Consider the following 23,795-nt stretch of genomic DNA (forward strand, 5'->3'; position numbering starts at 1 on the left):
AATATGAACGAACTTGCAGGTATTTTCAAAGATACAAGAAAACATCTGATGAACGGAGTGTCCCATATGATCCCGTTTGTAGTGACCGGAGGTATTTTAATGGCAGTTGCCGTCATGGCATATGGGCAGGGTGGTGTTCCGCCGGAAGGGACCTGGATGGCAACGTTATGGAATTTTGGTTCTACCGCGCTGAATTTGATGGTACCGGTTCTGTCGGCATATATTGCGGCATCCATCGCAGACCGTGCGGGTATCTGTCCCGGATTTGTCGGAGGAATGATCTCCATCAGTGTTGGAGCCGGATTCCTGGGAGGAATCGTAACAGGGCTTCTTGGCGGAATTGTATGCTATTATTTGAAAAAGGTCAAAGTGCCGAAAGCATTGAGTTCCATCATGCCAATCATGATCATTCCGATCGTCGGTTCTTTAGTAACCATGGGATTTATGCAGTATGTTCTTGGAGCTCCGATCGCAGGAATTATGGACGGAATGACAAAAGTTATGGAGCATTTGGGAAATGGGAACAAAGTAATTTTAGGCGCAGTATGCGGACTGCTTGCAGGATTTGACTTTGGAGGACCGTTTAACAAGGTAGCATATACATTCGGTGTGGCTACAGTAAGTGCCGGTGTGTATACATATGCAGGGCCTATGGCAGTGACCATGACAGCACCGCCTCTCGGATGTGCTCTGGCAGCATTTTTGTCAAAGAAAAAGTTTACCCAGGAAGAAAGAGAAGCAGCAAAGAGTGCGGTTGCTATGGGGTGTGTAGGGATTACGGAGGGAGCGATTCCGTTTGCAGCCAATGACCCGCTGCGTGTTATTCCATCAACCATGATCGGTGCGGCTGCAGGCGGAGCAGTGGGTTATCTGTTTAATATTACAAATCCTGTTGCCTGGTCCGGCCTGATTATGATTCCTGTCCTTGGAAATCCGATTGGATTTCTTGTGTCCCTTGCCATTGCCGTCGGCGTAACTGCGGGGCTGATGATCCTGCTGAAAAAGGACATCACAGAAGAGGCAGCAGGCACAGACGAAGGGGATTTAGACATTGATCTTTCCTTCGAATAAATAATAGTAGAAAATCAATAGGAGGTATTTTATCATGAAATTTTTAGCGGTTACGGCGTGCCCGTCAGGGGTGGCACATACCTATATGTCAGCGGAGGCGCTGGAAAAGGCAGCAAAAAAGCACGGAATTGAGATTAAAGTAGAGACTCAGGGGTCCATCGGGATAGAGAATCAGATCACACCGGAGGATCTGGCCGGAACGGATGCGGTGATCCTCACAAAAGATATGCCAATAAAAGATGAAGAAAGGTTTCAGAATATCCCGAAAGTTCGGGTGGGAGTCAGCGACGCTGTAAAGAAAGCAGAGGCGATTATTACAAAGTTGGAAAAGATGGTGAAGGAACTTTAAAAGAAAACAGGGGCGGCTTAAAAAAGCCGCTCTTTTCTGATTATGTATTGAAAAACAATAAAAAATAATATATAATAATATAAAACAATAAACAAAAACAGGGAAGGAGCAGTATATGGAGGGTGTTTTTCAGACAGACCGAATAAAATACTTAAAAGATAAAATGTTATCAGAACCAAGGTATGCTTCCATTGAGCAGGCGCTCATTATAACGGACAGCTACAAACAACATGAGGATCAGCCGAGGATCATTCAGAGAGCACTGGCTTTAAAAGCATCATTGGAGAAGATCAAGATCAGTGCAGAACCGGAGGAACTGATTGTGGGCAACCGTACGGCAGGAGTCCGTTATGGGGTTGTCTTTCCGGAAAGCGGAAGCACTTGGGTGGATCAGGAGTTTGAGACTCTTCCCACAAGGCCGCAGGATAAGTTTCATGTCCATCCGGAGGATATTGAAACATTTAGAAAAGAGATTAAACCCTACTGGGAAGGAAAGTCTCTGGAAGATGTCCTCAATGAGAGATATGGAAAAGAAATAAATGAAATATCGAAAGTAGTAAAGATAAACCAAAAGGACCATGCTCAGGGGCATATCTGCCCCAACTGCGTGACATGGCTGAAGCTCGGTCCGACAGGACTGCAGAAACAGGCAAGGGAGAAACTGAACTCCTGCAGTGAGGAACAGAAAAATTTCTATGAAAGTGTCATTCTGGTGATGGAAGGCGTCAGAAGCTTTATGCTGCGCTATCATGACCTTATGATGGGACTCTCGGAAGAACAGGACGATGAAGCCAAGAAGGAATCTATGATCCGTGTGGCAAAAAACTGCAAAAAACTGAGCCAGCATCCGGCAGAGACTTTTCATGAAGCGGTACAGTCTGTATGGTTTTTGTTCGTTGTCCTCCAGATGGAATCCAACGCTTCTTCATTTTCACCGGGTCGTCTGGACCGCCACCTGATCTCTTACTATGAAAATGACATAAAAGAAGAAAGAATTACAAAACAGGATGCATTGGAGATCATCGAATGTATGTGGCTCAAATTCAATGAGATCGTTTATATGAGAAATTCCCACGGTGCGAAATATTTCGCAGGATTTCCGATCGGATTCAATATAGCTGTCGGTGGTCAGGATGAGTATGGAAATGATTATTCCAATGATCTTTCGTTCTTATTTCTGGAGGCCCAGAAACATCTTGGACTTCCTCAGCCGAATCTTTCTGTCAGGCTCCACGAAGGCACAGGGGATGATCTTCTCTTTGAAGCGGTCCGTGTCGTGTCAAAGGGCAGCGGAATGCCACAGTTTTTTAATGACAAAGCAGTGATTCCGTCCGTCATGGAGCTGGGAATTGAAGAAAAAGATGCCATGGATTATGCCATTGTTGGATGCGTGGAGCTGACCACCCAGGGAAACAATCTCGGATGGAGCGATTCTGCTATGTTTAATCTGAATAAGGCACTGGAAGCCGCAATGACCGGCGGAATCTGTCTGCTTACAGGAGAGAAGATTGCCCCTGATTACGGAAGCCTTGAGACTTATGAGACGTTTGAGGAACTGGAAGAGGCATTCCAAAAACAGATTGATTACTTCATGGACAAAATGATTCTGGCCTGTGAGGAAGTAGAGAAGGCACACATTGACCTGCTGCCGTCTCCGTTTCTATCAGCGTCCATAGACGACTGTATGGAAAAAGGAATGGATGTGACGGCGGGGGGAGCAAAATACAACCTATCCGGTATCCAGATGATCCAGGTTGCAAATCTTGCAGACAGCCTGGCGGCAGTAAAACAGATGGTCTATGATGATAAGAAAATTGAGCCGGAGAGACTGCTTCATGCATTAAAGACAAATTTTGAAGAAGATGAGGTCTTGAGGACCATGCTCTTAAATAAAGTGCCTAAGTACGGAAATGACGTGGACTGGGTGGATGCCATGGGTACTAAATGGGCCGAATACTTTAAAAACCGGCTGCGCACATTTAAAAACTACCGCGGAGGACCATACCACACGGGAATGTATACGGTCTCAGCCCATGTACCCATGGGAGAAAATGTTGGGGCATCACCGGACGGACGTTATGCAGGAGAGCCTCTCGCCGACGGGGGAATGTCTCCGGTCTACGGAAGAGATATGAAAGGGCCGACAGCAGTTCTGAAATCCGTTTCAAAATTGGATAAAAATCTTACGACAAACGGCGGGCTGCTGAATATGAAATTTCTGCCGGAATTCTTTAAAAATGAATCCGGTACCCGTAAATTTGCGGGATTTCTGCGAAGCTTTGTAGATCTGGAAATCCCACATATACAGTTTAATGTTGTACGGAGAGAGGATCTAATAGCGGCAAAGAAAAATCCAGAGCAGTACAGAGGTCTTACGGTCCGGGTGGCCGGGTATACCGCATATTTCACAGAACTGGCGGATGAACTGCAGAATGAGATCATCGCCCGTACCAGCTATGGAGATATTTGATATGAAAGGAACGATCTTTGATATTCGCAGATTTTCAACCCATGATGGGGATGGCATCCGAACGACAGTCTTTTTCAAAGGCTGTCCCCTGTCCTGCGTGTGGTGCCAGAACCCGGAGGGAATTTCATTAAGACGGCGCCCACTGTATTTTAAGAATCGGTGTATACACTGTAAAATGTGTGTGGAAGAAAGTGTCAGCGGCGGAATGAAATTCCGGGGAGATAAGCTTTTCATGAATATTGACTCGCCGGAAGACTGGGAACATTTGATAGAACTGTGCCCGTCAGGTGCTCTCGCGATGGATTCCAGAGAGTACAGTGTGAAAGAAGTGATGGAGGAGATCAGAAAAGACATGGTATTTTATAGGCATGACGGCGGAGTTACTCTGTCTGGGGGAGAGCCGCTGCACCAATCGGAATTTGCACTGGAAATACTGAAGCAGTGCAAAAAGGAAGGAATCCATACTGCCATAGAGACTTCTCTGTACGCAGAACAGGAAGTACTTAGAAAACTTCTTCCGTATCTGGATTTGATTTATGCAGATTTTAAAATAGCGGATGTGGAAAGACACAAAAAGTATGTGGGAGTGCCAAACCAAAAGATCAAAGAAAATATAAAGTATCTGCTGGAATCCGAAAAAAGGGACCAGGTTATCATAAGGACTCCGATGATTCCGGGCCTTACCGCTTACAGAGAAAATATTACCGAAATTGCCGTATATATCAGCGGGACAGATCCCGATGTCTCGTATGAAATTTTAAACTATAACCCCCTGGCGGAAGCCAAATATCATTTGATTGGCAAAGAGTTCTGTTTTGCTGAAAATCCGAAGATGTATTCCAAATCACAGATGAAAGAATTCGAGAGCTGGGCAAGGCAGGGCGGTGTAAGTAATGTGATCATGGAAATTTAAATTAAGGAGAATAATATGAAATTTATTATTGATGATGCAAATGTGGAAGCTATTAAAAACTTATATGAGTATTTTCCTGTGGAAGGGGTAACCACCAACCCGTCCATCTTAGCCAAGAGCAAACGGCCTCCATATGAGGTGCTCGGTGAAATTCGTGAGTTTATTGGGAAGGATGCTGATTTACATGTGCAGGTAGTATCAAAATGTGCCGAAGATATGGTCACAGAAGCCGAAGAAATGCTGAAAAGACTTGGAGAGAATACATATATTAAAGTTCCCACTACAAGGGAAGGATTAAAGGCAATGAAACTTCTGTCTTCCAAAGGGGTGAAGATAACGGCTACGGCCATCTATACTCCGATGCAGGCGTTCTTAGCGGCAAAGGCAGGCGCCTCTTATGCAGCGCCGTATGTAAACCGTATCGATAATCTGGGGGCCGATGGAATTGAGACGGTGAAGAAGATTCACGATATTTTTCAAAACAACGGGCTTAAAACCGAAGTGCTGGCTGCAAGTTTTAAGAATTCACAGCAGGTACTGGAACTCTGTGCCTATGGGATCGGTGCTGCAACCATCGCACCGGATGTCATAGAGGGACTGATCAAAAACGATGCTGTAACCGCTGCAGTAGGCGCATTTACAAAGGACTTTGAAGGATTGTGCGGCGAAGGAAAGACTATGAAGGACTGCTGCTAAAACAGCATAGAAAAACAGAGACTGATGGAGGTCTTTTCATTGATTAATAAAAGCGCATGACAGGAACATGCGCTTTTATATAAACCAAAGGGCACACCCCATTTCATACCCTTCGGGAGGCCTTTCCAGAGCCGACTGGAGATAATGGATAAAAACTCATACATCTATTTTAAGTATTTTTTCAGAATTCCCACTAATTCTTTTATGTCAACAGGTTTCGCTATATGGGCGTTCATGCCACACTCTAAGCAATGCTGGATATCCTCAGAAAAGGTATCAGCACTCATAGCAATGATAGGAACAGATGAAGCGTCAGGGTGATCCAGCAACCGGATTTCTTTGGCTGCCTCATATCCTGTCATGTGAGGCATTCTAATGTCCATCAGAACAGCATTGTAGTATCCTTTAGGTGATGTCTGGAACTTCTCCAGACATATCCGTCCATCCTCTGCCCATTCAAGTTCTGCACCCAGATCAGACAGAAGTTCTTTTGCGACCTCCCAGTTCAGTTCGTTATCTTCAGCGAGCAGGATCCGACGGCCTGACAGATCAAAATTCTGATCCGGAATCTGTTCTTTTATCTGTTCATTTTCCATAAACTGACGCAGACTATAGAATAAAGTTGATTTAAAGAGCGGTTTGGAAATAAAACCATTAATACCTGCCTCACGGGCTTCTATTTCAAATTCACTCCAATCATATGCAGAAATCAACAGAATAGGTATTTCATTTCCTACTTTACGGCGGATCTCCTGTGCGATCTGAAGGCCATTCATATCAGGCAGTTTCCAGTCCAATAGGATGATTTGATAGTCAGTTCTTTTTCTGTGATGTTCCATTATCATTTCCATGGCCCTGTTCCCGCTCAGCGTCCAATCAGTTTTTATACCCATGGATCTTAGTGTATTTGCAGCGGTCTGGCATAATGATTTGTCATCATCAACTATGAGCATGTTCCAAGAGGGAAGAACCATATTCACATTCAAGGCAGGGGCTTTTTCAAAATCAAGTTTGATATGAAACTCTGTTCCTTTGTTTGGTTCGCTCTGTACGTCGATTGTTCCGTCCATGGCGTCCACTATGTATTTTGTGATTGCCATTCCCAAACCGGCGCCTTCTGTTTTACGGGTTCTTGTTCCGTCAGCCCGGCTATAGGACTGATAAATCTTTTTCAGAAATTCCGGTGACATACCGATTCCATTGTCCCTAACATTAATATGAAGACGGACGTAATCTTCTCCTCTTGGGGAGTTCTCCTCGGATATGAATAATCGGATAGAACCTTTTTCAGGGGTGTATTTAGTGGCATTAGACAAAAGATTAAGCAGAATCTGGTTTAGGCGGATTCCATCACACCATACATTCTCTGTGAAAATATTTTCGATATGCACATCAAAGCTTTGCTGTTTTGCCTTCGTCTGCGGCTGCATAATGCTTACAATTCCATCGACCACCTCCCTTAAGGAGATTTGTTCTGCAGTTAATGTCAATTTACCGCTTTCGATTTTAGACATATCTAAGACATCGTTTATAAGTCCAAGCAGATGCCTGCTCGACAATGCAATTTTTCTCAGACAGTTCTTTACTTGCTTTGGGTCATCTATATGGGCTGTTGCAATCGCAGTCATACCTGTAATTGCATTCATAGGAGTACGGATATCATGACTCATGTTGGCCAGGAATTCACTCTTTGCCTTACTTGCTTTAAGGGCTTTCTGCTGGGCTTTGTCCAACTCCTGCAGCTGCACGCGGGTTATGAAAAAATAACGGAAAAATATCCATACCAGACTAATTAATATAGAAACACAGGCCAGCAAAGTAATGACCAGACGCTGAAAGCTAAGGCTGTTTATGGTCTCATCTAATATGCTGTATGGCATCACTGTTATCAGATGCCACTCAGAATAAGGTAAAGGCATACTATAAATCTGACGATCTTCTTTACTGCCCTTTATTACTGCAGAGTACTCTTTATTATCTTTCAGGGCGGTATCAAACTCTCTCAGAGAATTATCTGAGGATAATGTTTTCTCTGCAGATTTATGCTGCTTTTGCAGCAGGTCAAAATAGCCCCATAATTCAGTGTTGGGATTGCGTATTACGAAAGTTCCGTCCGGACGAATGATATGATAATACATCAAATCTCCCTCGTTTTCTAAGGAAAGAAAATCAGTGATATAATCCAATGGAACAGCGGCTGTCAGACCGATGCATTTCTCGCCATTCTGCATAGGATAATCAGCCTGGATACCAAACAACACCACATTCTTACCAGCTGAATCAACACCTACAGCAACTCTTCTTTCACCTCGTTTTAATGATTTGACAAAAGGTTTGGGATTAATCGGATGTATCGGGTCTCCATAGAGAGTTTCGAAGTTTCCTTCATTAGAACATATTGCTAAATAGTTAAAATCTCTTACCTTTGCTCTGTAGACAAGTTCTTTATATAAGCTTTTTTTGTTATGATTTTTTGACGAAACTACAGAAACAAGACCATCCATCTGATCAAAGCGCAATTTTATGACACTTTTAAAATGCCTGGACATTTGCTTATTCATTCCGGACATATAGATCTCTCCAATTTCATGGATGGTCTTTCGGCTTTGCCGATTCATATAAATCCCCAGCAGGGTGAACACAGCTATACTGAAAAGCAGAAGCCCTATGAAGCTGCGGATTAAAAATCGTATAGTAGGATTCTTTTTTTTACTTCTGTTCATTGATGCTGTTCCTCCCTGGCTATCCCGTTTTCTTTTTTATTATCTTCTGTTTCGAAGCCGAGAAAGCGTGTTTTCACTTGATTTTTTGTGGTTTTTGCCTGATACATAAGACTGTCTGCAGTTTTAAACAGTTCTTTTGTTCTTCCGGTTCCGTATACTCCTCCTATACTTACGGTCAAATGAATTTCGGGATATTCATCGATAACCAGCATATCAACGGCATGTCTGATGTCTTCCAGTTTTTTCTTAAATACATCTGCCGGAATACGGTAAAATATAATTATAAATTCATCACCGCCATAGCGGATTACAGTATCTGTCTTCCGCACACCCGATGAAATGGTTTCAGCAACATTTTGCAGCACGCTGTCACCTACATAATGTCCGTATTGGTCATTAACATACTTAAAGTTATCAACATCAATAACGACAACAGCTTCGGCATCATCTGAGTCCTCAAAATGTTCGTCATAATATCGGCGGTTGCAGACACCGGTCAGTGAATCAATATACAATAACTGCAGCTGACGCTGTTCTTCATATATTGAAATATATTTTTTACGGGTAAACAGTTTGTAAAAGTCTGTTATATTATTAATTTCCTGTATATTTTCAGCTTTATGATCAAAAGAGGAATCCTTTAACCGGAGTTCAATTTTATCCGAAATTTCAATCAGGCACTGCAGCAGAACTGGATTGAATCTTCCACATTCTTCCGACAAAATCATTTTTAATGCTTTCTTGTGAGAATATGCTTTTTTATAGCACCGTTCACTGGTCAAAGCATCATATACATCAGCTAATCCAACTACCTGAGCAGCAATTGGAATTTGGTCTTTTTTCAGCCCATCAGGATATCCGCTTCCATCATAGCGTTCATGATGCCAACGGCAGATTTGGGAAGAAATTTTAATAAACGGCAGTTCCTGCTGTTCAGCTGGCAATTCCGACAGTATTTCAGCACCGACGGCAGAGTGGGTTTTTATAATCTTGAATTCCTCCCCTGTAAGGCGTCCGGGTTTATTCAAAATTGCATCAGGAATTGAAATCTTCCCAATATCGTGAAGGGATGAGGCAGTGCTAATTAAAGTAATATCAGATTCAGATAAAGGATAACGATCTGTGAGCTGAATCAGATGCCTGAGCAAAAGTTCTGTGATGGTATTTACATGCAGCACATGCAAACCACTCTCTCCATTACGAAATTCAACGATGTGAGACAAAATTGAGATCATCAGCTTATTATGTCTCTCCTGTTCATAAAACTGTTCTGCGATAATCGTTTCGAGACGGCGTTGTCTTGCATATAGAATCATAGTATTGGATATACGGCGGCGGATGATCGTTGAATCAAATGGCCGGCTGATATAATCAAATGCACCCAAGTTGTAAGCGTGTTTAATATTTTCAGGGGAATTATCAGCAGAAATCATGATTACAGCAAGTGTTTCATTCCATTGCTGTTTGTTTATGAAGGATAGTACTTCAAATCCATTCATCTTGGGCATCATGATATCCAAAAGCAGGAGAGAGAAATCTGATCTCCTCCGGGAAAGGATTTTAACTGCCGCTAAACCGTTATCAGCTTCTATAATATCATACTGATCCTTCAATATATCTCTCAGAAGAGCCCGATTCATTTCAGAATCATCCACGATTAAGATTTTTTGTTTTTCCATAGTGCTTTAATCTTTTTCATAAAAATTCTACTATTTTATTATAAATGAATGTTCTGGAGCTATTCAATAAGCATATTGGTAAGGTGAACATATAGCTTCTAACTTTTTTTGATGACAAGGCAGTATAAACGAAGTATAATGAAAAAAAATGGAAAGGAAATAGAATATGAAGCCACAAGAAACAAAGTATTCTTTTATTTATAGGGAAATTAAGCAGAGTATTATAAATGGACGGATACTTCCAGGTGACTGTCTGCCTTCTTCAAGAATGCTCTGCAGTCAATTCCATGTAAGCAGATATACAATCAACCGGGTTTTTGATGCATTGAAAAAAGAGGGACTGATTGACATAAAACCCCGACTTGCTCCGATCGTCCTACCGGGGAAAGTCGTTTCTGAACCAGAGAACATGCTGTTTGATGTTCTGAGCAAAAGGAAAAGTATCATGCAAATATACAAAACTTTTGCTTTCATATCACCTCCACTGCTGGTTTTTGCTGCACAGGACTGTAACTTGGAGATAATGCCTCATTATAAGCAGGCTATGAAAGCATCACGCCTTGGAACTGCAGCCAGCGGCTGGCGGCCTTCTTTTGCCTTTTTAAAAGAAGTATTGGAAATCGGTGGGAATCCCCTGCTTGCTAATCTCTACTCTGCCTTTGAACTTTATCATTTTCTGAATTTTTTTATGGAGAAATGTCCTTATTTTTTAGAGACTTATCTGCAGGGTTCAGACTCGATGACAGCAGATATAATTGATATATTAAAGGGCAGGGACCCAGTTGTGAAACACAGTCAGCTAGACAAATTATTTCAAAGATTTGCAGATTCAATTGCAGTTACCTTAGAGTATTTAGCTGATTCCACACCTGGATGTCCTGTATCGTCTGATGTACCGTTTCTATGGAAACCAACACGCGGTAAAGACTACTTTTACTCAAGAATTATCAGTGATCTGAATCAGAAAATTGGCAGCGGGGAATATCCCTGCGGAACCTATCTCCCATTTGAAAAGCAGCTGGCCGGACAGTACGATGTTTCTGTATCTACGATCAGGAAAGCACTAAATGAATTAGAGCAGAGAGGGCTTGTAAAAACTTTGAATGCAAAGGGAACTATTGTTATAGAGCCAGATGATTCACGGGTGAATCAAATGCTTCCGAATCCAAGGCGTACACAGGAAGCTCTGCAGTATTTTCATGCACTGCAGCTGCTTACATTGATTATTTATCCGGCAGCACTGGCAGCCGGTCCTAAATTTACTGTATCGGAAGTGGCAGAGTTAGAAGAGAAATTTATACTTCCAGATTCCATTTGTATCATAGATATATTTGAAGCTCTCTTAAAACATATTGAATTAGAGCCTCTGCGTGCTATATTAATCGAGGCATTTCGTCTTACCGAATGGGGACATTATATTGCTTATTATGCCAATAAAAAACTAGTAATTCAGAAAATAAATAAACTGATTATTGCCGCAGTTCAGCATTTGCATGGTGGGAAAGTCGACTCTTTTGCAAATGGAATGACAGACTGCTATCGTTTTGTCCTGGAACGGGCCAAGGAGTATATGATTAAAAAATATAACTTTTACAGGGTAGCTTATATACAGGTTCCGGAAAAATATCAGATGTATGAAATGGACAACGTTTAGACACGAAAAAGACACCGCAGAATACGGTGTCTTTTTCGAAAGAATATTATACTGTGATAACACCCATTCCCTGTAGTATGGAGAACAGGAGAATGGCAATGATACAAATCGGTGCAAAAAATTTAATCATTGGAATATATAAATTTTTACGTTTGAAATCTCCTGAACTTTCTACTTCATCAATGATCTCTTTTGGCTTGATCACATAAGCGGCAAACATGCAGGTGCAGAATGCTGCAATCGGCATCAGGACACTGTTGCTCAGGAAGTCAAAGAAATCCAGAAAACTGAAGCCAAGAAGCTTAATATGACTCCATATGCCAAATCCCAGAGATGACGGCACTGCCATGATCATTGCAATGACAAACATAGTAATGCAGGCTCTGATCCGGGATAAATGAAACTTATCCATTACGATGGAGACCAGCGTTTCTAAAAGAGAAATCGCAGAAGTCAGCGCCGCGAAGAAAACTAAAATGAAGAAGACAGCTCCGATAACAGTTCCCAGGGCCATGCTGTTAAAAACTTTTGGAAGCATTTTAAACATCAGGGATGGTCCGGATGCAAGCATATCCGCATTTCCTCCGGAAAATACAAAGACTGCAGGAACAATCATAAGCCCGGACAGGAATGCAACACCCGTATCAAATATCTCTACCTGTGAAACAGACTTCTCAAGGTTAGACTTCTTCGGCATATAGGAACCAAATGTGATCATGATTCCCATAGCAAGGGACATGGAGTAGAACAGCTGTCCCAGAGCAGCCAGGAATGTGGTAGGTGTCAGATCCTTGAGATTTGGCTTGATGTAATACAGTACACCTTCCATGGCTCCCTTTCTGGTAATGCAGTAAACGGAGATTCCGATCAGCAATACAATTAAGACTGGCATCAGGATCGTACTGACTTTCTCAATACCGCCTTCAACCCCGAGAGCTACGACGATCAGTACAAGTCCTGCAAAGATCAGAAGCCATATCATAGGGCTTACAGACTGGCTGATAAAGCCTTCGAAGAATGTATCTCCGGCCGCTTGGCTGATATTTCCGCTTATTGAGACAAACAGATATTTTGTAACCCAACCTCCGATGACGCAGTAATAAGGGAAAATAATAAACGGTATGATACTGGTCAGATAACCGATAAACTTATATTTTTTATTAAAATAGGAAAATGCATGTATGGCACTTTTTCCGGTTCTCCGGCCAATAGCAATCTCGGTGATCATCAGTGTAAACCCAAAGGTCACTGCAAGAATCAGATAAATCAAAAGGAAGCTGCCGCCTCCGTATTTAGCTGCCAAATATGGAAATCTCCATATGTTTCCTAATCCTACCGCTGATCCTGCAGTCGCAAGCACAAAGCCAATTCTGCTGGAAAAGCCGCCTCTTTCTTCATTCATAAATCTGTAAAATCCTCCTTTAGTTTATACTACGTCGACATCTTCACCTGCCAACACAGCATTCATATTTCGAACGGAACACATTTTTCCGCACATGGTACATGTATCTTCTCTTTCAGGTTTTGATTCAGCGCGGTACCTTTTTGCCTTTTCTGGATCTAAAGCCAGGTCAAACTGGGTCTTCCAGTCAAGTTTCTGTCTTGCCTCGGCCATCTGGTTGTCCCAATCGATGGCTCCTTTTATGCCCTTGGCGATATCCGCTGCATGCGCTGCGATCTTTGAAGCCATAATGCCTTCTTTTACATCGTCCACATTTGGAAGACGGAGATGTTCGGCCGGTGTGACATAGCACAGGAAGCTTGCACCGGATGCCGCTGCAATGGCACCTCCGATCGCTGAAGTGATATGGTCATATCCAGGGGCGATATCGGTAACCAGCGGTCCTAACACATAAAAAGGCGCGCCTTTGCATATCGTCTGCTGAATTTTCATATTTGCCTGTATCTGGTCCATTGGCATATGTCCGGGTCCTTCAATCATTACCTGAACATCCTTTTTCCAGGCCCGGGCCGTCAATTCTCCCAAAGTTACCAGCTCCTCGATCTGAGAAATATCGCTGGCGTCTTTCAGGCACCCCGGACGGCAGGCATCCCCGAGGCTTAGAGTAACGTCATATTCATTACAAATGTCCAAAATCTCATCATAGTATTCAAAGAACGGATTTTCACAGCCGGTAGCTTCCATCCAGGCAAAGATCAATGATCCGCCGCGGGAAACAATGTTCATCTGTCTCTTCATAGCCTTAAAACGGTCTGCGGTACTGCGGTTAATCCCGCAGTGAATGGTCATGAAGTCGACTCCGTCCTCTGCATGCATTTTAAATATGTCGATCCATTCTCTGGATGTGATATCCTTGAGAGCCTTGTTGTAGTATACAATGGCATCGTAAATCGGAACAGTGCCCAGAATGGCCGGGCATTCAGCCACAAGCTTTCTTCTGAAGGTCTGCGTGTCCCCGAAAGAAGAAAGATCCATGATCGCTTCCGCACCCATGGAGACAGCCTGATTTACTTTCTTCATTTCTACATCCAAATTCAGACAGTCTCTGGATGTTCCAAGGTTGACGTTGATCTTTGTTTTCAGGGAATTGCCGATGCCGAACGGCTTTAAGCATTTATGATTTTTGTTGGCCGGTATGACGATTGTGCCGGCGGCGACTTCTCTCATAAGCTTCTGAAGATCCATGCCTTCATAGGCAGCGACAGTTTCCATTTCCTTGGTTGCGATGCCGGCTCTGGCGGCATTCATCTGTGTTGTGTAAGTCATCTTACAACCTCCTCGTTTCAATCAGTCGGGAGGGAATCTAAAATGCAGTATTTAGTTTTCGGAACATTACTATTTAATATACATGCTTCCGTTACAATAAGCATCTAAATCCCTACGTTGGCATTACCCAAATCAGGTATGATGGTCGAAGGTTTATCCTTCCTCTCAGCCCGTAAAAGCTCCCATTTTAGTTTCAAAAACGACCTTAAAGGTCATCTTTCGTATTGTATCATTGTTTATTAGAAAGTGCAATGGTTTGAAAACTGCAATACTGGTCAATATAGACCATCCGGTGATAAAAACTCATACAATAAGTTTCCAGTTTTTGTGCTATAATAAAGAAGAAGCATTTCCGCGGATTCCGGGGAGTGCCCAAATGCAGTTAGGAGTGAGAGAAAATGGCAAGTTTAATATTAGAGGGCGGGACATTCCGGCCTATTTTCAGTGCAGGGGTGATGGATGCCCTGTTGGATAACGACATTATGTTTCCATATGTGATTGGAGTGTCAGCCGGCATTTGTGACGGTTTTTCTTACGTATCCAGGCAGAGGGAAAGAAATCTTCAGATTCTTATGAATCATAGAAATGACCCCAGATATATAGGAAGGCAGAATCTGATCAAAGAAAAAAGTCTGTTCGGGCTGAATTTTGTTTACAATGTGATTCCAAACAAATTATATCCCTTTGACTGGGATACCTTTTACAAATACGACGGAAAAATTCTGGTGGGAGTTACTAATGCCCTGACCGGAGAAATCGAGTATAAAGATGGAAAAGACTTGGATGAGGAGTGCATGATGCTGCGGGCAACCTGCGCACTGCCGCTTGTTTTCCCGGCGATCAATCTGGACGGTATTCCCTATTTTGATGGAGGAATTGCAGATCCGATTCCGGTCCGCAAGGCAATACGGGACGGTAATGACAAGCATTTGATCGTACTCACAAGACCAAAGGGATATCAAAAGGAACTCAGCAAAAGCCATAAGGTTACATCCAGGCTGCTGAAAAGGAAGTATCCGAAACTTCCGGATCTTCTCCTGAACCGTCATGTGGAGTACAACCGCACTGTGAGGTACTGCGAGAGACTGGAGAGAGAAGGAAAGGCCGTGATTCTCAGGCCGGATCATCCCATTGACAGTTTTGAAAAGGATATCGATGTACTCAGGGAGACGTATCAGATGGGATACGATATGGCAATAGAAAGAATAGAAGAAATCAAAAAACTGTGATACAATAAATTAGAAAAAGAGGTGGTCAGGATGGCAAGAATATTGTATTCAGAGCGGCCGTATGTAGAAGAACTATCTACCAATAAAACAAGAAATTTAATCGTAATCTGTGAACGCCTCTTTCTGCCGGTGCAGGCAGATGCAGCCAAGCTTGAACTGGCCGGGGAGATCGCCGGCAGACTTATCGATGAGCCCCAGGTTCTTCTCTGGATGCTTCAGTCGGAGGCGATCGACCTTTTGTTTGAACTTTGGGAACAGAAGGATGGGCAGTTTGCACTGGAGCCCAATTTTAACGATCTTCAGCAGCTCAGGTATCTGGGATTCATTCATGTAGAAGAGGACCAGGTGGCTGTTAATATAGAAGCAAAGGATCTGTTTTATTTTACTTTAAAGAGCCACAAGTCCGGAAGGATCATGGAACGGCATACAAGATGGGAGCAGGTTATTTTCGGGATGCTGTTTACTTACGGAATTCTGGATGTATATTACTGCTATGATATTTTTGTGCAGGTGACAGGAGAGAAGATTTCTTATGACGAGATGGAAAGGTTTCTGCTGATCCGGATCGTCTTTTGGCGGAGCGGCATCCTGCTGCGCAATGAGAAAACTAAGCGCCTGTTTATGGTGAGCCGTGAGGTCCTTGACCGGAATGAAGTGTTTGACGAGTGGAATGAGCATCAGGATCTTAATTTCAGGGAATACACGGAAGATGAGTATGTGGCGCTTGCTATGGGCAACGGTGTGACCGGATGGCCGGGGGTTTCCGAGATGTTTACCTATATTCTGGAGGAGATTGAGGACGACCGATACAAGGCTATGGTTATTATGAAGTCCATCATTCTGATGATCCAGAACGGTGCCAGTTATCTGGACACGGTTGTAAAAGTATCCAGACTCCTGGATGCCGAAGAAGAGGACGAAAAGATTTTTTACGATTGTTTGAAAACTGTTTTTTATCACACACCTATTTATGGGAAGAAAGGGCATACGCTCTCGGATATGGCGAAGAAACAGGAAGACGTGCCGTTTCAGGTGATCAACGGCGGCAAGAAGATTTAGGAGGTATCAATGAAGCAGTCAAACGTGCTTGTAGTAGATGATGAAAAAGAAATTGCCGATTTTATAGAACTCTATCTGAAAAATGAAAATTATGAGGTGTTCAAGTACTACAGCGGTGCCGGGGCACTGGAATGTGTGAAACAAGAGCAGATTGATCTGGCAATTCTGGATGTGATGCTCCCGGACATCGATGGTTTTGAAATATTAAAAGAAATACGGAAAGACCATAACTTTCCGGTTATTATGCTGACCGCAAAGACAGCATCTATGGATAAGATCAACGGACTGACCCTGGGAGCGGATGACTATATTGAAAAACCGTTTGAACCGCTGGAGCTGATGGCCAGAGTAAAGGCTCAGCTGCGCCGGTTTATCCGCTATAATGACGGCAGCGGACAGAGCAGCGAAGATACTCTGGAGATTGCCGGACTGGTGCTGAACAGGAATACACACCAATGTCTGTACGGGGAAGAGGAAGTGACACTGACGCCTCTGGAGTTTTCGATTCTCTGGATACTCACTAAGAATAAGGGCAAGGTGATCAGTTCAGAAAATCTTTTTGAGCAGGTATGGAAAGAAAAGTATTTCAAGAACAACAACAATACAGTTATGGTCCACATCCGCCATCTGAGAGAAAAGCTCGGAGAGGTGATGGGACATAAGGAGCTGATCAAGACTGTCTGGGGAGTGGGATATAAAGTTGAGGAGTAAATGGAACAAATACCGGAGCTTAAAGATCAGGATCATGCTCCAGACTCTGGGCATCAGCCTTCTGGTAGGCATCTTTGGTTATCTGTTTATTTTTGTCTTTGTGGATGGAGTGCTTCAGGCGCCGTTTGCAGACAGTATGGTGCACTTTTTTGAGAAGTTCGGATTCGACAATGAGAGTGCTATTCATCTGTACCGTGCGATCTTCTGGGACAATAAGACCATGATTATTTCTACGGGGTTTATCTTTCTGTTTCTCTGCAGTTTTTATCTGGGTATGTCCAGGTTTACAACCTATTTAAGGCAGATTGAATCCGGAATCGATATGATTCTGACAGACTCCAGCGATCTGATCGAGCTGGAGCCGGAACTGCAGCCTATGGAAAACCGTCTCAATGAGATCAAGGCCAATCTGAAGGAACAGCGCAGGCAGACCCAGGAGAGCGAGCAGCGCAAAAACGATCTGGTGGTCTATCTGGCCCATGACCTGAAGACACCTCTGACATCGGTGATTGCATATCTGAGTCTTTTAAGCGAGGCACCGGATATGCCTTTGGAACAGAGGGCAAAATATACACATATTTCTCTGGAGAAAGCCAAACGTCTGGGGGATCTGATCAACGAATTTTTTGAGATTACAAGATATAATCTTCAGAATATTACTCTGGAAAAGAAGACATTCTATCTGTATGTTTTGTTAGAACAGGTACTGGATTCTTTTGAACCGGTCTTTCAAGAACGCGGACTGATCTGCCGCACGGAGATCGAAGACTCAATCCTGATCCACGGGGACCCGGACAAACTGGCCCGTGTCTTTGAAAACCTTTTAAGAAACGGAGTTTCCTACTGTTACCCGAATTCAGCCATCGAGGTCAGCGCGTCGGGAGAAGATAAAGAGGCTGTGATCAGGATCAGGAACCAGGGAAAAGAGATACCGAAGCATAAACTTGAGAATTTATTTGAGAAGTTTTACCGTCTGGATGAAGCGCGGTCTACGGAGACCGGCGGAGCGGGCCTTGGTCTTGCGATTGCCAGAGATATCGTAGAGCTTCATCAGGGAACGATCACTGCGAACAGTAATAAGGATTTCACGGAGTTTATTGTCAGACTTCCAATGGAACAGAAGGAGGAGCCATGAAAAGTACTTATGTAATCGGGCACAGGAATCCGGATACGGACTCCATCTGCTCTGCGATCGCCTACGCGAATCTGAAAAATCAGGTGAACGGAGGGGGATTTGAAGCCCGCAGGGCCGGCAACGTCAATGGAGAGACGAGTTTTGTATTAAAGCAGTTTCAAGTGAAGGCCCCGGAGTTTTTGAGCGATATCAGGCCCCGGATGAGCGATATCACGCTGCATGAAGTGGAAGGTGTCAGGCAGGATATCTCGATCAAAGAGGCAGGGGATCGGATGAAGAAGCTGAAACTGGTGGCTCTTCCGGTCCTGGAAAATAACCGTCTGAAAGGCATGGCAACGATCAGTGATATCGCCCATGCGGACATGGATGTTTATGACAGTGAGATTTTGGCCAAGGCAAAGACTCCATATCAAAATCTGGTCAAAACTCTGGATGGTGTGATGATGGCAGGCAATATTTTAGATGTTATTGATCACGGAAAGGTAACAGTATCTGCTGCCAGCATCGACAAGATGGAACAGTTTGTGACAGAGGGGGACTTGGTGATCCTTGCGGACAGAGATGATGCCCAAAAGCGTGCTATTGAGATCGGCGCCCAGTGTATTATCGTATGTATGGGCAGCAAAGTGAGCAGGGAGATTCAGGAGATGGCAGAGTCAAAAGGATGCCGGATCCTAGTGACGCCCTACGACACTTTTACAGCCGGCAGGCTGGTCTGCCAGTCCATGCCGATTTCCTATGTGATGACCAGAGAAAATATCATCACCTTTTCTTCCAATGACTATGTGGATGATGTGAAAGCACTGATGGCCAAAAAGAGATTCCGTTATTTTCCGGTCCTTGACCCAAAGGGAGAGTTTATTGGTCTGGCATCGAGACGGCGTATGCTGGGATTTGAAAAGAGAAAAATGATCCTTGTAGACCACAATGAACTGTCACAGGCCGTGGAGGGACTGGAAGAGTGTGAGATTCTGGAGATTATTGACCATCACCGTCTGGGCTCTATGGAGACGATGTCGCCTGTCTATTTCAGGAACCAGCCGGTAGGATGTACGGCAACGATCGTGACACAGATGTATGAAGAACATGGTGTGGAGATCACGAAGCCGATGGCAGGTCTGCTCTGTTCCGCGATCCTTTCCGATACGCTCATGTTCCGGTCACCGACCTGTACCCCGGCGGATGAGGCTGCTGCCGGAAAGCTGGCAGAGATTGCAGGGATAGAGATAGAAGAATATGCCAAGCAGATGTTCCGTGCAGGAAGTGACTTGAAAGGCAAAGCTGCCGATGAGATCTTTTATCAGGATTATAAGAAGTTTTCCTCAGGAGATGTCTCCTTCGGAGTGGGACAGATCACGTCTTTGGATCAGGGTGAGTTAGAGGAGATCAAAGATAAGATCATACCGTATGCCGAGACAGTCAGAAATGAACAGGGATTGGATATGATCTATTTTATGCTGACCAATATTCTGGAAGAGACGACTTATCTTATTATGATCGGAGATAAGAGCAGCGGCATCATTTCACAGGGCTTTGGAGCCGAGACAGACGGATGTGTCGCAAAGCTTCCGGGCGTGATGTCCAGAAAGAAACAGTTAATCCCGAATATACTGAATATTATACAGCAGTAATCTGGCAGTCATGCCCCAGATTACATGCTTTTTATAGCGGTATAGACAAACTTCATTTTTCCCTTTTGCCCACGGGTAGTTCTCCCCGTTTGGAATGTCGGCAAAAGGGAAATTTTTTTGCGGTTTTGTCATAAGAACATTGCTGTAATACTCCGGTTCATTTTCAAGGAAGAAATCAAGTGGGACGGTAAAGACGGAATCCACCTCATCCCGGGAAAACTGGCCGTGGTAATCACGGAGTTCCGCAAGGAACGGTTCTATGCGTGTCTGATACGGAGTCAGAAGATAATCCAAAGCCCCATAAACCTGAATGGTCTCTTTTTCTACAAACAATTCTTCCATAGTCTCCCGGACAGCCGCTTCATAGGTCGATTCTCCAGGCTCCACTTTGCCTCCGGGAAAGCAGACTTCTCCCGGCTGTTTGTTCAGGTGTTTGGCGCGCACCTCGAATAAAACGTGGTACCCATCCTCCTTTTTGATCAGGGGGATGAGTACCGCAAAAGACGTTTCCTTTTCTTCACCGATTCGTTTTGGAATATGATGTTTTAAAGATTCAAACATGGGGTTCTCCTAAAATCTGAAATCACGTTTTCCTTCATGGATATTCTCAATATATTCTTTTGCTTTTTGTTTTACCACCGGATTCGTGATCGTTTCCAAAGCTTTTTTGATCACTTTTTCTCCCTTTTGTTTTGTATCCTCAGAAGCATAATCTTCCAGATACTCTTTGAGGGTCATCATGGCGTTTGGACCGCAGCAGTTGGCAATCTGGCCGGATTTTACAAGAGACATGAAGCGGTCTCCGGTCCTTCCTTCACGATAGCAGGCAGTACAGAAGCTCGGGATATGACCCAGGTCGAGGAGCCAGTTCACAACTTCATCCAATGTACGGTCGTCACTCCGCTCAAACTGCGCAGAATTGTCTTCCGGCTTTTCGGGCTCCGCATAACCTCCCACGCTGGTAGAAGATGCACCGCTGATCTGGGAGACACCCACTCGCAGCACCCGCTCTCTGGATTCTTTTGTTTCTCTGGTGGAAATAATAATGCCAGTGTACGGTACTGCCACGCGGAGAATCGCCACGATCTTTTCAAAAATGTCATCATTGATTCCGTTTTCAAATTCATCAGGATCTACATCGTCTGCCGGACGGATTCTTGGAACACTGATCGTATGGGGGCCTACGCCGAACCTGGCCTCCAAATGTTCTGCGTGCATTAAAAGTCCCGCAAAATCATAGCGGTACATGTTCAGGCCGAATAAGACACCGATGCCTACATCGTCAATGCCTGCTTCCATGGCCCGGTCCATAGCTTCCGTGTGGTATGCGTAATTGTGCTTCGGCCCAGTCGGATGCAGAACTTCATAATTATCTTTATGGTATGTTTCCTGGAATAAAATATACGTACCAATCCCTGCATCCCGCAGCCTTTTATAATTTTCTACCGTCGTGGCGGCAATATTTACATTGACGCGGCGGATCGCACCGTTTTTATGTTTGATTCCATATATGGTTTTGATACTTTCTAATACATACTCGATCGGAATATTGACCGGATCTTCCCCGGTTTCCAGTGCAAGGCGCTTGTGCCCCATGTCCTGAAGTGCGATAACTTCTTTTTTTATTTCTTCCTGTGTCAGCTTTTTCCTGCGGATATGTTTGTTTTTATAATGATATGGACAGTACACACAGCCGTTGACACAGTAGTTGGCAAGGTAGAGAGGAGCAAACATGACGATACGGTTTCCGTAAAATTCCTCCTTGATCTTAATGGCCAGGTCAAAGACCTTCTGTATCAGCTCTTTATCCTCACATGCCAGCAGGACAGAGGCCTCCCTGTGGCTTAACCCTTTCAGTTTTTTTGCCTTTTCGATGATGGATATGATCAGCTCTCTGTTATCCTTATTGGCGTCGGCATAGGCAAGGGTATCCTTGATTTCCTGGTCACTGATAAACTCTTCTGCAATTTTTGAATCTGGTTGGTACATGATTTCTCTCCTTTATTTGGTCTTGGCAAACATTGATTTTACGCTGATTCCTTCAATCATTCCGAGCTTGCCGGACAAAGTGCTGATGGTGTTTTCGGGTGCGTCTAAAACAATGGAGATGATATTGATCTCCTTTTCGCGGTAGGGAATGCCCATTCTGCCGACGATATAATCCCGGTATTCATGCAGCAGCTGATTGGTTGGAGTTATGCCTTTTTCTTCCTCAATGATGATACCGATCAGTGCAATCCGTGTTTCCTTCATAATAAAATGAACCTCCTTATACAATAGAAAAGGCATATCCCATCCGGAATATGCCTGATTATCACAGTATAAAATAGAGTTTTGTATACAAAACTCTGCGCAGTTTATAAAGGATCAATCTTGGCATCGGGCAGTACCCTGGCTTCAGAATGATATTTTTCACTGCATTTATAGTAGCTCAAAACAGGGGAAAAGTCAATCAACAACAAATAACAACAAGTGTTCAATACCGTCTGTATGGATAGCTTCTTATGCTAGAATAAAAAGGAACTTTCACAGGATGGCCTGTGAGCGCAGCAGCTGTTGGTCTTAGAGAATAGGAGGAGAGTTTATGATGAAAAAATGGGGGAAGATCGTGACCGGTATTTTTTTGACAGCGGCAATGCTGGCCGGAACTTTGGGGGCAGGAACTGCCCAAGAAGTTGTGAAGGCAGCAGGAAGCACGATCAAGGCTTCCGGCGGTCAGATTAAGCTGAAGGACGTAACGGATGATGGAGTCTTTAATCAATACTCTGTAACCAAAACAAAAAAAAATGAACATTAAAATCGTAGTTCCGAAAGAATCTACAGTGTTTTTAGATTTTTACGGAGTAAGAGGAGATGAAAATGACAATGCCTACCTGAAGAAAAATTGGACCATAAGTTTTCAGGGACAGAAGTGGACGGGGAGAGCTGTCCGGATTGTAAAGCATCTTAAAAAAGGAACTTATACATTAACTGGAAGTATCAGTGAGCCTCAGTTCAGTGTAATCGACGCAGGGTATGTGGATTCCGGCAGCAGCAGGTTCACATCGGCCAAAAATAAGATTAAAGAAGGAACGGGAAAATGGAATTACCAGACGTTTAAAGTAAAGAAGAAAAGCCATATCCAGACCGTTGGCCGGACTTTTAAGTATAAGTCAGGAATCATTAAGGCAGGGAATAACAGCCATTTGTCTGAGGCCTATAAAAAATCAGTTCCCTTCTATATTCAGAAGAAAGGCAAAAAAGGAAAATATACAGCGGTAACAAACAAAATGAGTTATACATCAAAAAAAATAAACAAACACTTTGCATTGAGTCCGGGAACTTACCGTCTGAAGACAAAGATTCCGAAAGGATATGTGTCACAGTTTATGTACGTGGATACGGTATATAAAAATAGTTATGCGGTAACAAAAGCAAAGGCAAAGCTTCTGACTCAGGGCAAAAAAAAGAGCAATTTGTTTACCGATGCGGATAAAGCGAAAAAAACTCATTATTATAAGTTTAAGGTTTCAAAAAACGGAAAGATCTCCATGAAACTTACAACGAAAAACAATTCCGGAAGGATCAAAGCCGCAGTTTACGGAAAAGGCATGAAGACGAAGAAAAAAACAATGGAATATTCAGGAACACATTATTTTAACTGCAAACTAAAGAAAGGTACCTATTACATAAAGGTGACAAAAGATACGAAAAAGTCCACAGGTCTTTACAGTCTGACTTATTCGGATAAGACCGAATCCAGATAAA

Annotated in this window: 20 protein-coding genes and 1 riboswitch; of the genes, 13 read left to right on the forward strand and 7 right to left on the reverse strand. The window is 43.5% G+C overall.

Annotated elements, in window-relative coordinates; all coding sequences use genetic code 11:
- Positions 1-3: 3 nt before the first annotated feature.
- The 5 genes from DWV34_RS11760 to DWV34_RS11780 all read left to right on the forward strand — a co-directional run bounded on the left by DWV34_RS11760 (position 4) and on the right by DWV34_RS11780 (position 5,499).
- Entirely contained in the window at positions 4-1,071 is a 1,068-nt protein-coding gene (locus tag DWV34_RS11760) for a PTS fructose transporter subunit IIC (protein ID WP_118476270.1), read from the forward strand.
- Positions 1,072-1,105: 34 nt separating this feature from the next.
- A complete protein-coding gene (locus DWV34_RS11765; RefSeq protein ID WP_006566172.1) occupies positions 1,106-1,420 on the forward strand; it encodes a PTS fructose-like transporter subunit IIB in 315 nt (104 codons plus the stop codon).
- A gap of 115 nt (positions 1,421-1,535) precedes the next feature.
- Positions 1,536-3,890, forward strand: a complete 2,355-nt coding sequence (locus tag DWV34_RS11770; protein ID WP_118476272.1) for a glycyl radical protein — start codon at positions 1,536-1,538, stop codon at positions 3,888-3,890.
- On the forward strand, positions 3,877-4,803 hold the full coding sequence (locus DWV34_RS11775) for a glycyl-radical enzyme activating protein (protein WP_118476275.1): 927 nt from the start codon (positions 3,877-3,879) through the stop codon (positions 4,801-4,803). Before DWV34_RS11770 ends, DWV34_RS11775 begins: the two co-directional genes overlap by 14 nt.
- Positions 4,804-4,818: 15 nt before the next feature.
- Positions 4,819-5,499: a transaldolase family protein gene (locus DWV34_RS11780; protein ID WP_009290975.1), complete on the forward strand. Its 681-nt coding sequence runs from the start codon at positions 4,819-4,821 to the stop codon at positions 5,497-5,499.
- 164 nt (positions 5,500-5,663) lie between these two features.
- Here DWV34_RS11780 and DWV34_RS11785 read toward each other — a convergent pair whose 3' ends face one another.
- A complete protein-coding gene (locus tag DWV34_RS11785) occupies positions 5,664-8,222 on the reverse strand; it encodes a hybrid sensor histidine kinase/response regulator (RefSeq protein ID WP_118476277.1) in 2,559 nt (852 codons plus the stop codon).
- Positions 8,219-9,901, reverse strand: a complete 1,683-nt coding sequence (locus tag DWV34_RS11790; protein ID WP_022260717.1) for a GGDEF/HDGYP domain-containing response regulator — start codon at positions 9,899-9,901, stop codon at positions 8,219-8,221. Before DWV34_RS11790 ends, DWV34_RS11785 begins: the two co-directional genes overlap by 4 nt.
- Before the next feature lie 166 nt (positions 9,902-10,067).
- Here DWV34_RS11790 and DWV34_RS11795 point away from each other — a divergent pair, with 166 nt between their 5' ends.
- A complete protein-coding gene (locus tag DWV34_RS11795; RefSeq protein ID WP_009290978.1) occupies positions 10,068-11,555 on the forward strand; it encodes a GntR family transcriptional regulator in 1,488 nt (495 codons plus the stop codon).
- 46 nt (positions 11,556-11,601) lie between these two features.
- On the opposite strand, the gene DWV34_RS11800 is transcribed toward DWV34_RS11795, so the two are convergent.
- Both DWV34_RS11800 and thiC read right to left on the reverse strand, forming a co-directional pair.
- Positions 11,602-12,957, reverse strand: a complete 1,356-nt coding sequence (locus tag DWV34_RS11800) for a sodium-dependent transporter (RefSeq protein ID WP_006566164.1) — start codon at positions 12,955-12,957, stop codon at positions 11,602-11,604.
- A gap of 24 nt (positions 12,958-12,981) precedes the next feature.
- Complete coding sequence (gene thiC / locus DWV34_RS11805) at positions 12,982-14,283, reverse strand: phosphomethylpyrimidine synthase ThiC (protein ID WP_009290979.1); 1,302 nt, start codon at positions 14,281-14,283, stop codon at positions 12,982-12,984.
- A gap of 92 nt (positions 14,284-14,375) precedes the next feature.
- Positions 14,376-14,479: riboswitch (TPP riboswitch) on the reverse strand.
- A 202-nt stretch (positions 14,480-14,681) separates the two neighbouring features.
- Here thiC and DWV34_RS11810 point away from each other — a divergent pair.
- The 5 genes from DWV34_RS11810 to DWV34_RS11830 are packed head-to-tail and all read left to right on the forward strand — an operon-like array spanning position 14,682 to position 20,048.
- Complete coding sequence (locus DWV34_RS11810; RefSeq protein ID WP_006566162.1) at positions 14,682-15,512, forward strand: patatin-like phospholipase family protein; 831 nt, start codon at positions 14,682-14,684, stop codon at positions 15,510-15,512.
- 30 nt (positions 15,513-15,542) lie between these two features.
- Positions 15,543-16,571 (forward strand): hypothetical protein, encoded by a 1,029-nt coding sequence (locus DWV34_RS11815; protein WP_006566161.1) that lies wholly within the window; start codon positions 15,543-15,545, stop codon positions 16,569-16,571.
- A gap of 9 nt (positions 16,572-16,580) precedes the next feature.
- Entirely contained in the window at positions 16,581-17,282 is a 702-nt protein-coding gene (gene vanR / locus DWV34_RS11820) for a VanR-ABDEGLN family response regulator transcription factor (RefSeq protein ID WP_006566160.1), read from the forward strand.
- The gene (locus DWV34_RS11825; RefSeq protein WP_009290981.1) at positions 17,272-18,417 is read left to right on the forward strand and encodes a sensor histidine kinase; all 1,146 of its coding nucleotides are present in this window, start codon (positions 17,272-17,274) and stop codon (positions 18,415-18,417) included. Before vanR ends, DWV34_RS11825 begins: the two co-directional genes overlap by 11 nt.
- Positions 18,414-20,048: a putative manganese-dependent inorganic diphosphatase gene (locus DWV34_RS11830; protein ID WP_009290982.1), complete on the forward strand. Its 1,635-nt coding sequence runs from the start codon at positions 18,414-18,416 to the stop codon at positions 20,046-20,048. Before DWV34_RS11825 ends, DWV34_RS11830 begins: the two co-directional genes overlap by 4 nt.
- On the opposite strand, the gene DWV34_RS11835 is transcribed toward DWV34_RS11830, so the two are convergent.
- From DWV34_RS11835 to DWV34_RS11845, 3 genes are read right to left on the reverse strand one after another with little or no spacing between them, the layout of a single operon-like run.
- Positions 20,013-20,609, reverse strand: a complete 597-nt coding sequence (locus DWV34_RS11835) for an NUDIX hydrolase (protein WP_009290983.1) — start codon at positions 20,607-20,609, stop codon at positions 20,013-20,015. The genes DWV34_RS11830 and DWV34_RS11835 overlap by 36 nt on opposite strands.
- Before the next feature lie 9 nt (positions 20,610-20,618).
- Positions 20,619-22,037 (reverse strand): [FeFe] hydrogenase H-cluster radical SAM maturase HydG, encoded by a 1,419-nt coding sequence (gene hydG, locus DWV34_RS11840; RefSeq protein WP_009290984.1) that lies wholly within the window; start codon positions 22,035-22,037, stop codon positions 20,619-20,621.
- Positions 22,038-22,049: 12 nt separating this feature from the next.
- The gene (locus DWV34_RS11845; protein WP_009290985.1) at positions 22,050-22,301 is read right to left on the reverse strand and encodes a TM1266 family iron-only hydrogenase system putative regulator; all 252 of its coding nucleotides are present in this window, start codon (positions 22,299-22,301) and stop codon (positions 22,050-22,052) included.
- Positions 22,302-22,632: 331 nt separating this feature from the next.
- On the opposite strand from DWV34_RS11845, the gene DWV34_RS11850 reads away from it, so the two are divergent.
- The gene (locus DWV34_RS11850) at positions 22,633-22,845 is read left to right on the forward strand and encodes a hypothetical protein (protein WP_118476279.1); all 213 of its coding nucleotides are present in this window, start codon (positions 22,633-22,635) and stop codon (positions 22,843-22,845) included.
- On the forward strand, positions 22,835-23,794 hold the full coding sequence (locus tag DWV34_RS11855) for a hypothetical protein (RefSeq protein ID WP_118476281.1): 960 nt from the start codon (positions 22,835-22,837) through the stop codon (positions 23,792-23,794). Before DWV34_RS11850 ends, DWV34_RS11855 begins: the two co-directional genes overlap by 11 nt.
- Position 23,795: the final 1 nt, after the last annotated feature.

This window comes from Anaerostipes sp. AF04-45, assembly GCF_003461725.1.
GTDB lineage: Bacteria > Bacillota > Clostridia > Lachnospirales > Lachnospiraceae > Anaerostipes > Anaerostipes caccae.

Excerpts from the sequence above, each read along its gene's own strand:
- DWV34_RS11855 (WP_118476281.1), top strand. The coding sequence starts at position 22,835 with ATGAACATTAAAATCGTAGTTCCGAAAGAATCTACAGTGTTTTTAGAT.
- DWV34_RS11795 (WP_009290978.1), top strand. The coding sequence starts at position 10,068 with ATGAAGCCACAAGAAACAAAGTATTCTTTTATTTATAGGGAAATTAAG.
- DWV34_RS11810 (WP_006566162.1), top strand. The coding sequence starts at position 14,682 with ATGGCAAGTTTAATATTAGAGGGCGGGACATTCCGGCCTATTTTCAGT.
- DWV34_RS11770 (WP_118476272.1), top strand. The coding sequence starts at position 1,536 with ATGGAGGGTGTTTTTCAGACAGACCGAATAAAATACTTAAAAGATAAA.
- DWV34_RS11850 (WP_118476279.1), top strand. The coding sequence starts at position 22,633 with ATGATGAAAAAATGGGGGAAGATCGTGACCGGTATTTTTTTGACAGCG.
- DWV34_RS11830 (WP_009290982.1), top strand. The coding sequence starts at position 18,414 with ATGAAAAGTACTTATGTAATCGGGCACAGGAATCCGGATACGGACTCC.
- DWV34_RS11760 (WP_118476270.1), top strand. The coding sequence starts at position 4 with ATGAACGAACTTGCAGGTATTTTCAAAGATACAAGAAAACATCTGATG.
- DWV34_RS11790 (WP_022260717.1), bottom strand. The coding sequence starts at position 9,901 with ATGGAAAAACAAAAAATCTTAATCGTGGATGATTCTGAAATGAATCGG.
- thiC (WP_009290979.1), bottom strand. The coding sequence starts at position 14,283 with ATGACTTACACAACACAGATGAATGCCGCCAGAGCCGGCATCGCAACC.
- DWV34_RS11845 (WP_009290985.1), bottom strand. The coding sequence starts at position 22,301 with ATGAAGGAAACACGGATTGCACTGATCGGTATCATCATTGAGGAAGAA.
- vanR (WP_006566160.1), top strand. The coding sequence starts at position 16,581 with ATGAAGCAGTCAAACGTGCTTGTAGTAGATGATGAAAAAGAAATTGCC.
- DWV34_RS11785 (WP_118476277.1), bottom strand. The coding sequence starts at position 8,222 with ATGAACAGAAGTAAAAAAAAGAATCCTACTATACGATTTTTAATCCGC.
- DWV34_RS11780 (WP_009290975.1), top strand. The coding sequence starts at position 4,819 with ATGAAATTTATTATTGATGATGCAAATGTGGAAGCTATTAAAAACTTA.
- DWV34_RS11800 (WP_006566164.1), bottom strand. The coding sequence starts at position 12,957 with ATGAATGAAGAAAGAGGCGGCTTTTCCAGCAGAATTGGCTTTGTGCTT.
- DWV34_RS11765 (WP_006566172.1), top strand. The coding sequence starts at position 1,106 with ATGAAATTTTTAGCGGTTACGGCGTGCCCGTCAGGGGTGGCACATACC.
- DWV34_RS11775 (WP_118476275.1), top strand. The coding sequence starts at position 3,877 with ATGGAGATATTTGATATGAAAGGAACGATCTTTGATATTCGCAGATTT.
- hydG (WP_009290984.1), bottom strand. The coding sequence starts at position 22,037 with ATGTACCAACCAGATTCAAAAATTGCAGAAGAGTTTATCAGTGACCAG.
- DWV34_RS11815 (WP_006566161.1), top strand. The coding sequence starts at position 15,543 with ATGGCAAGAATATTGTATTCAGAGCGGCCGTATGTAGAAGAACTATCT.
- DWV34_RS11835 (WP_009290983.1), bottom strand. The coding sequence starts at position 20,609 with ATGTTTGAATCTTTAAAACATCATATTCCAAAACGAATCGGTGAAGAA.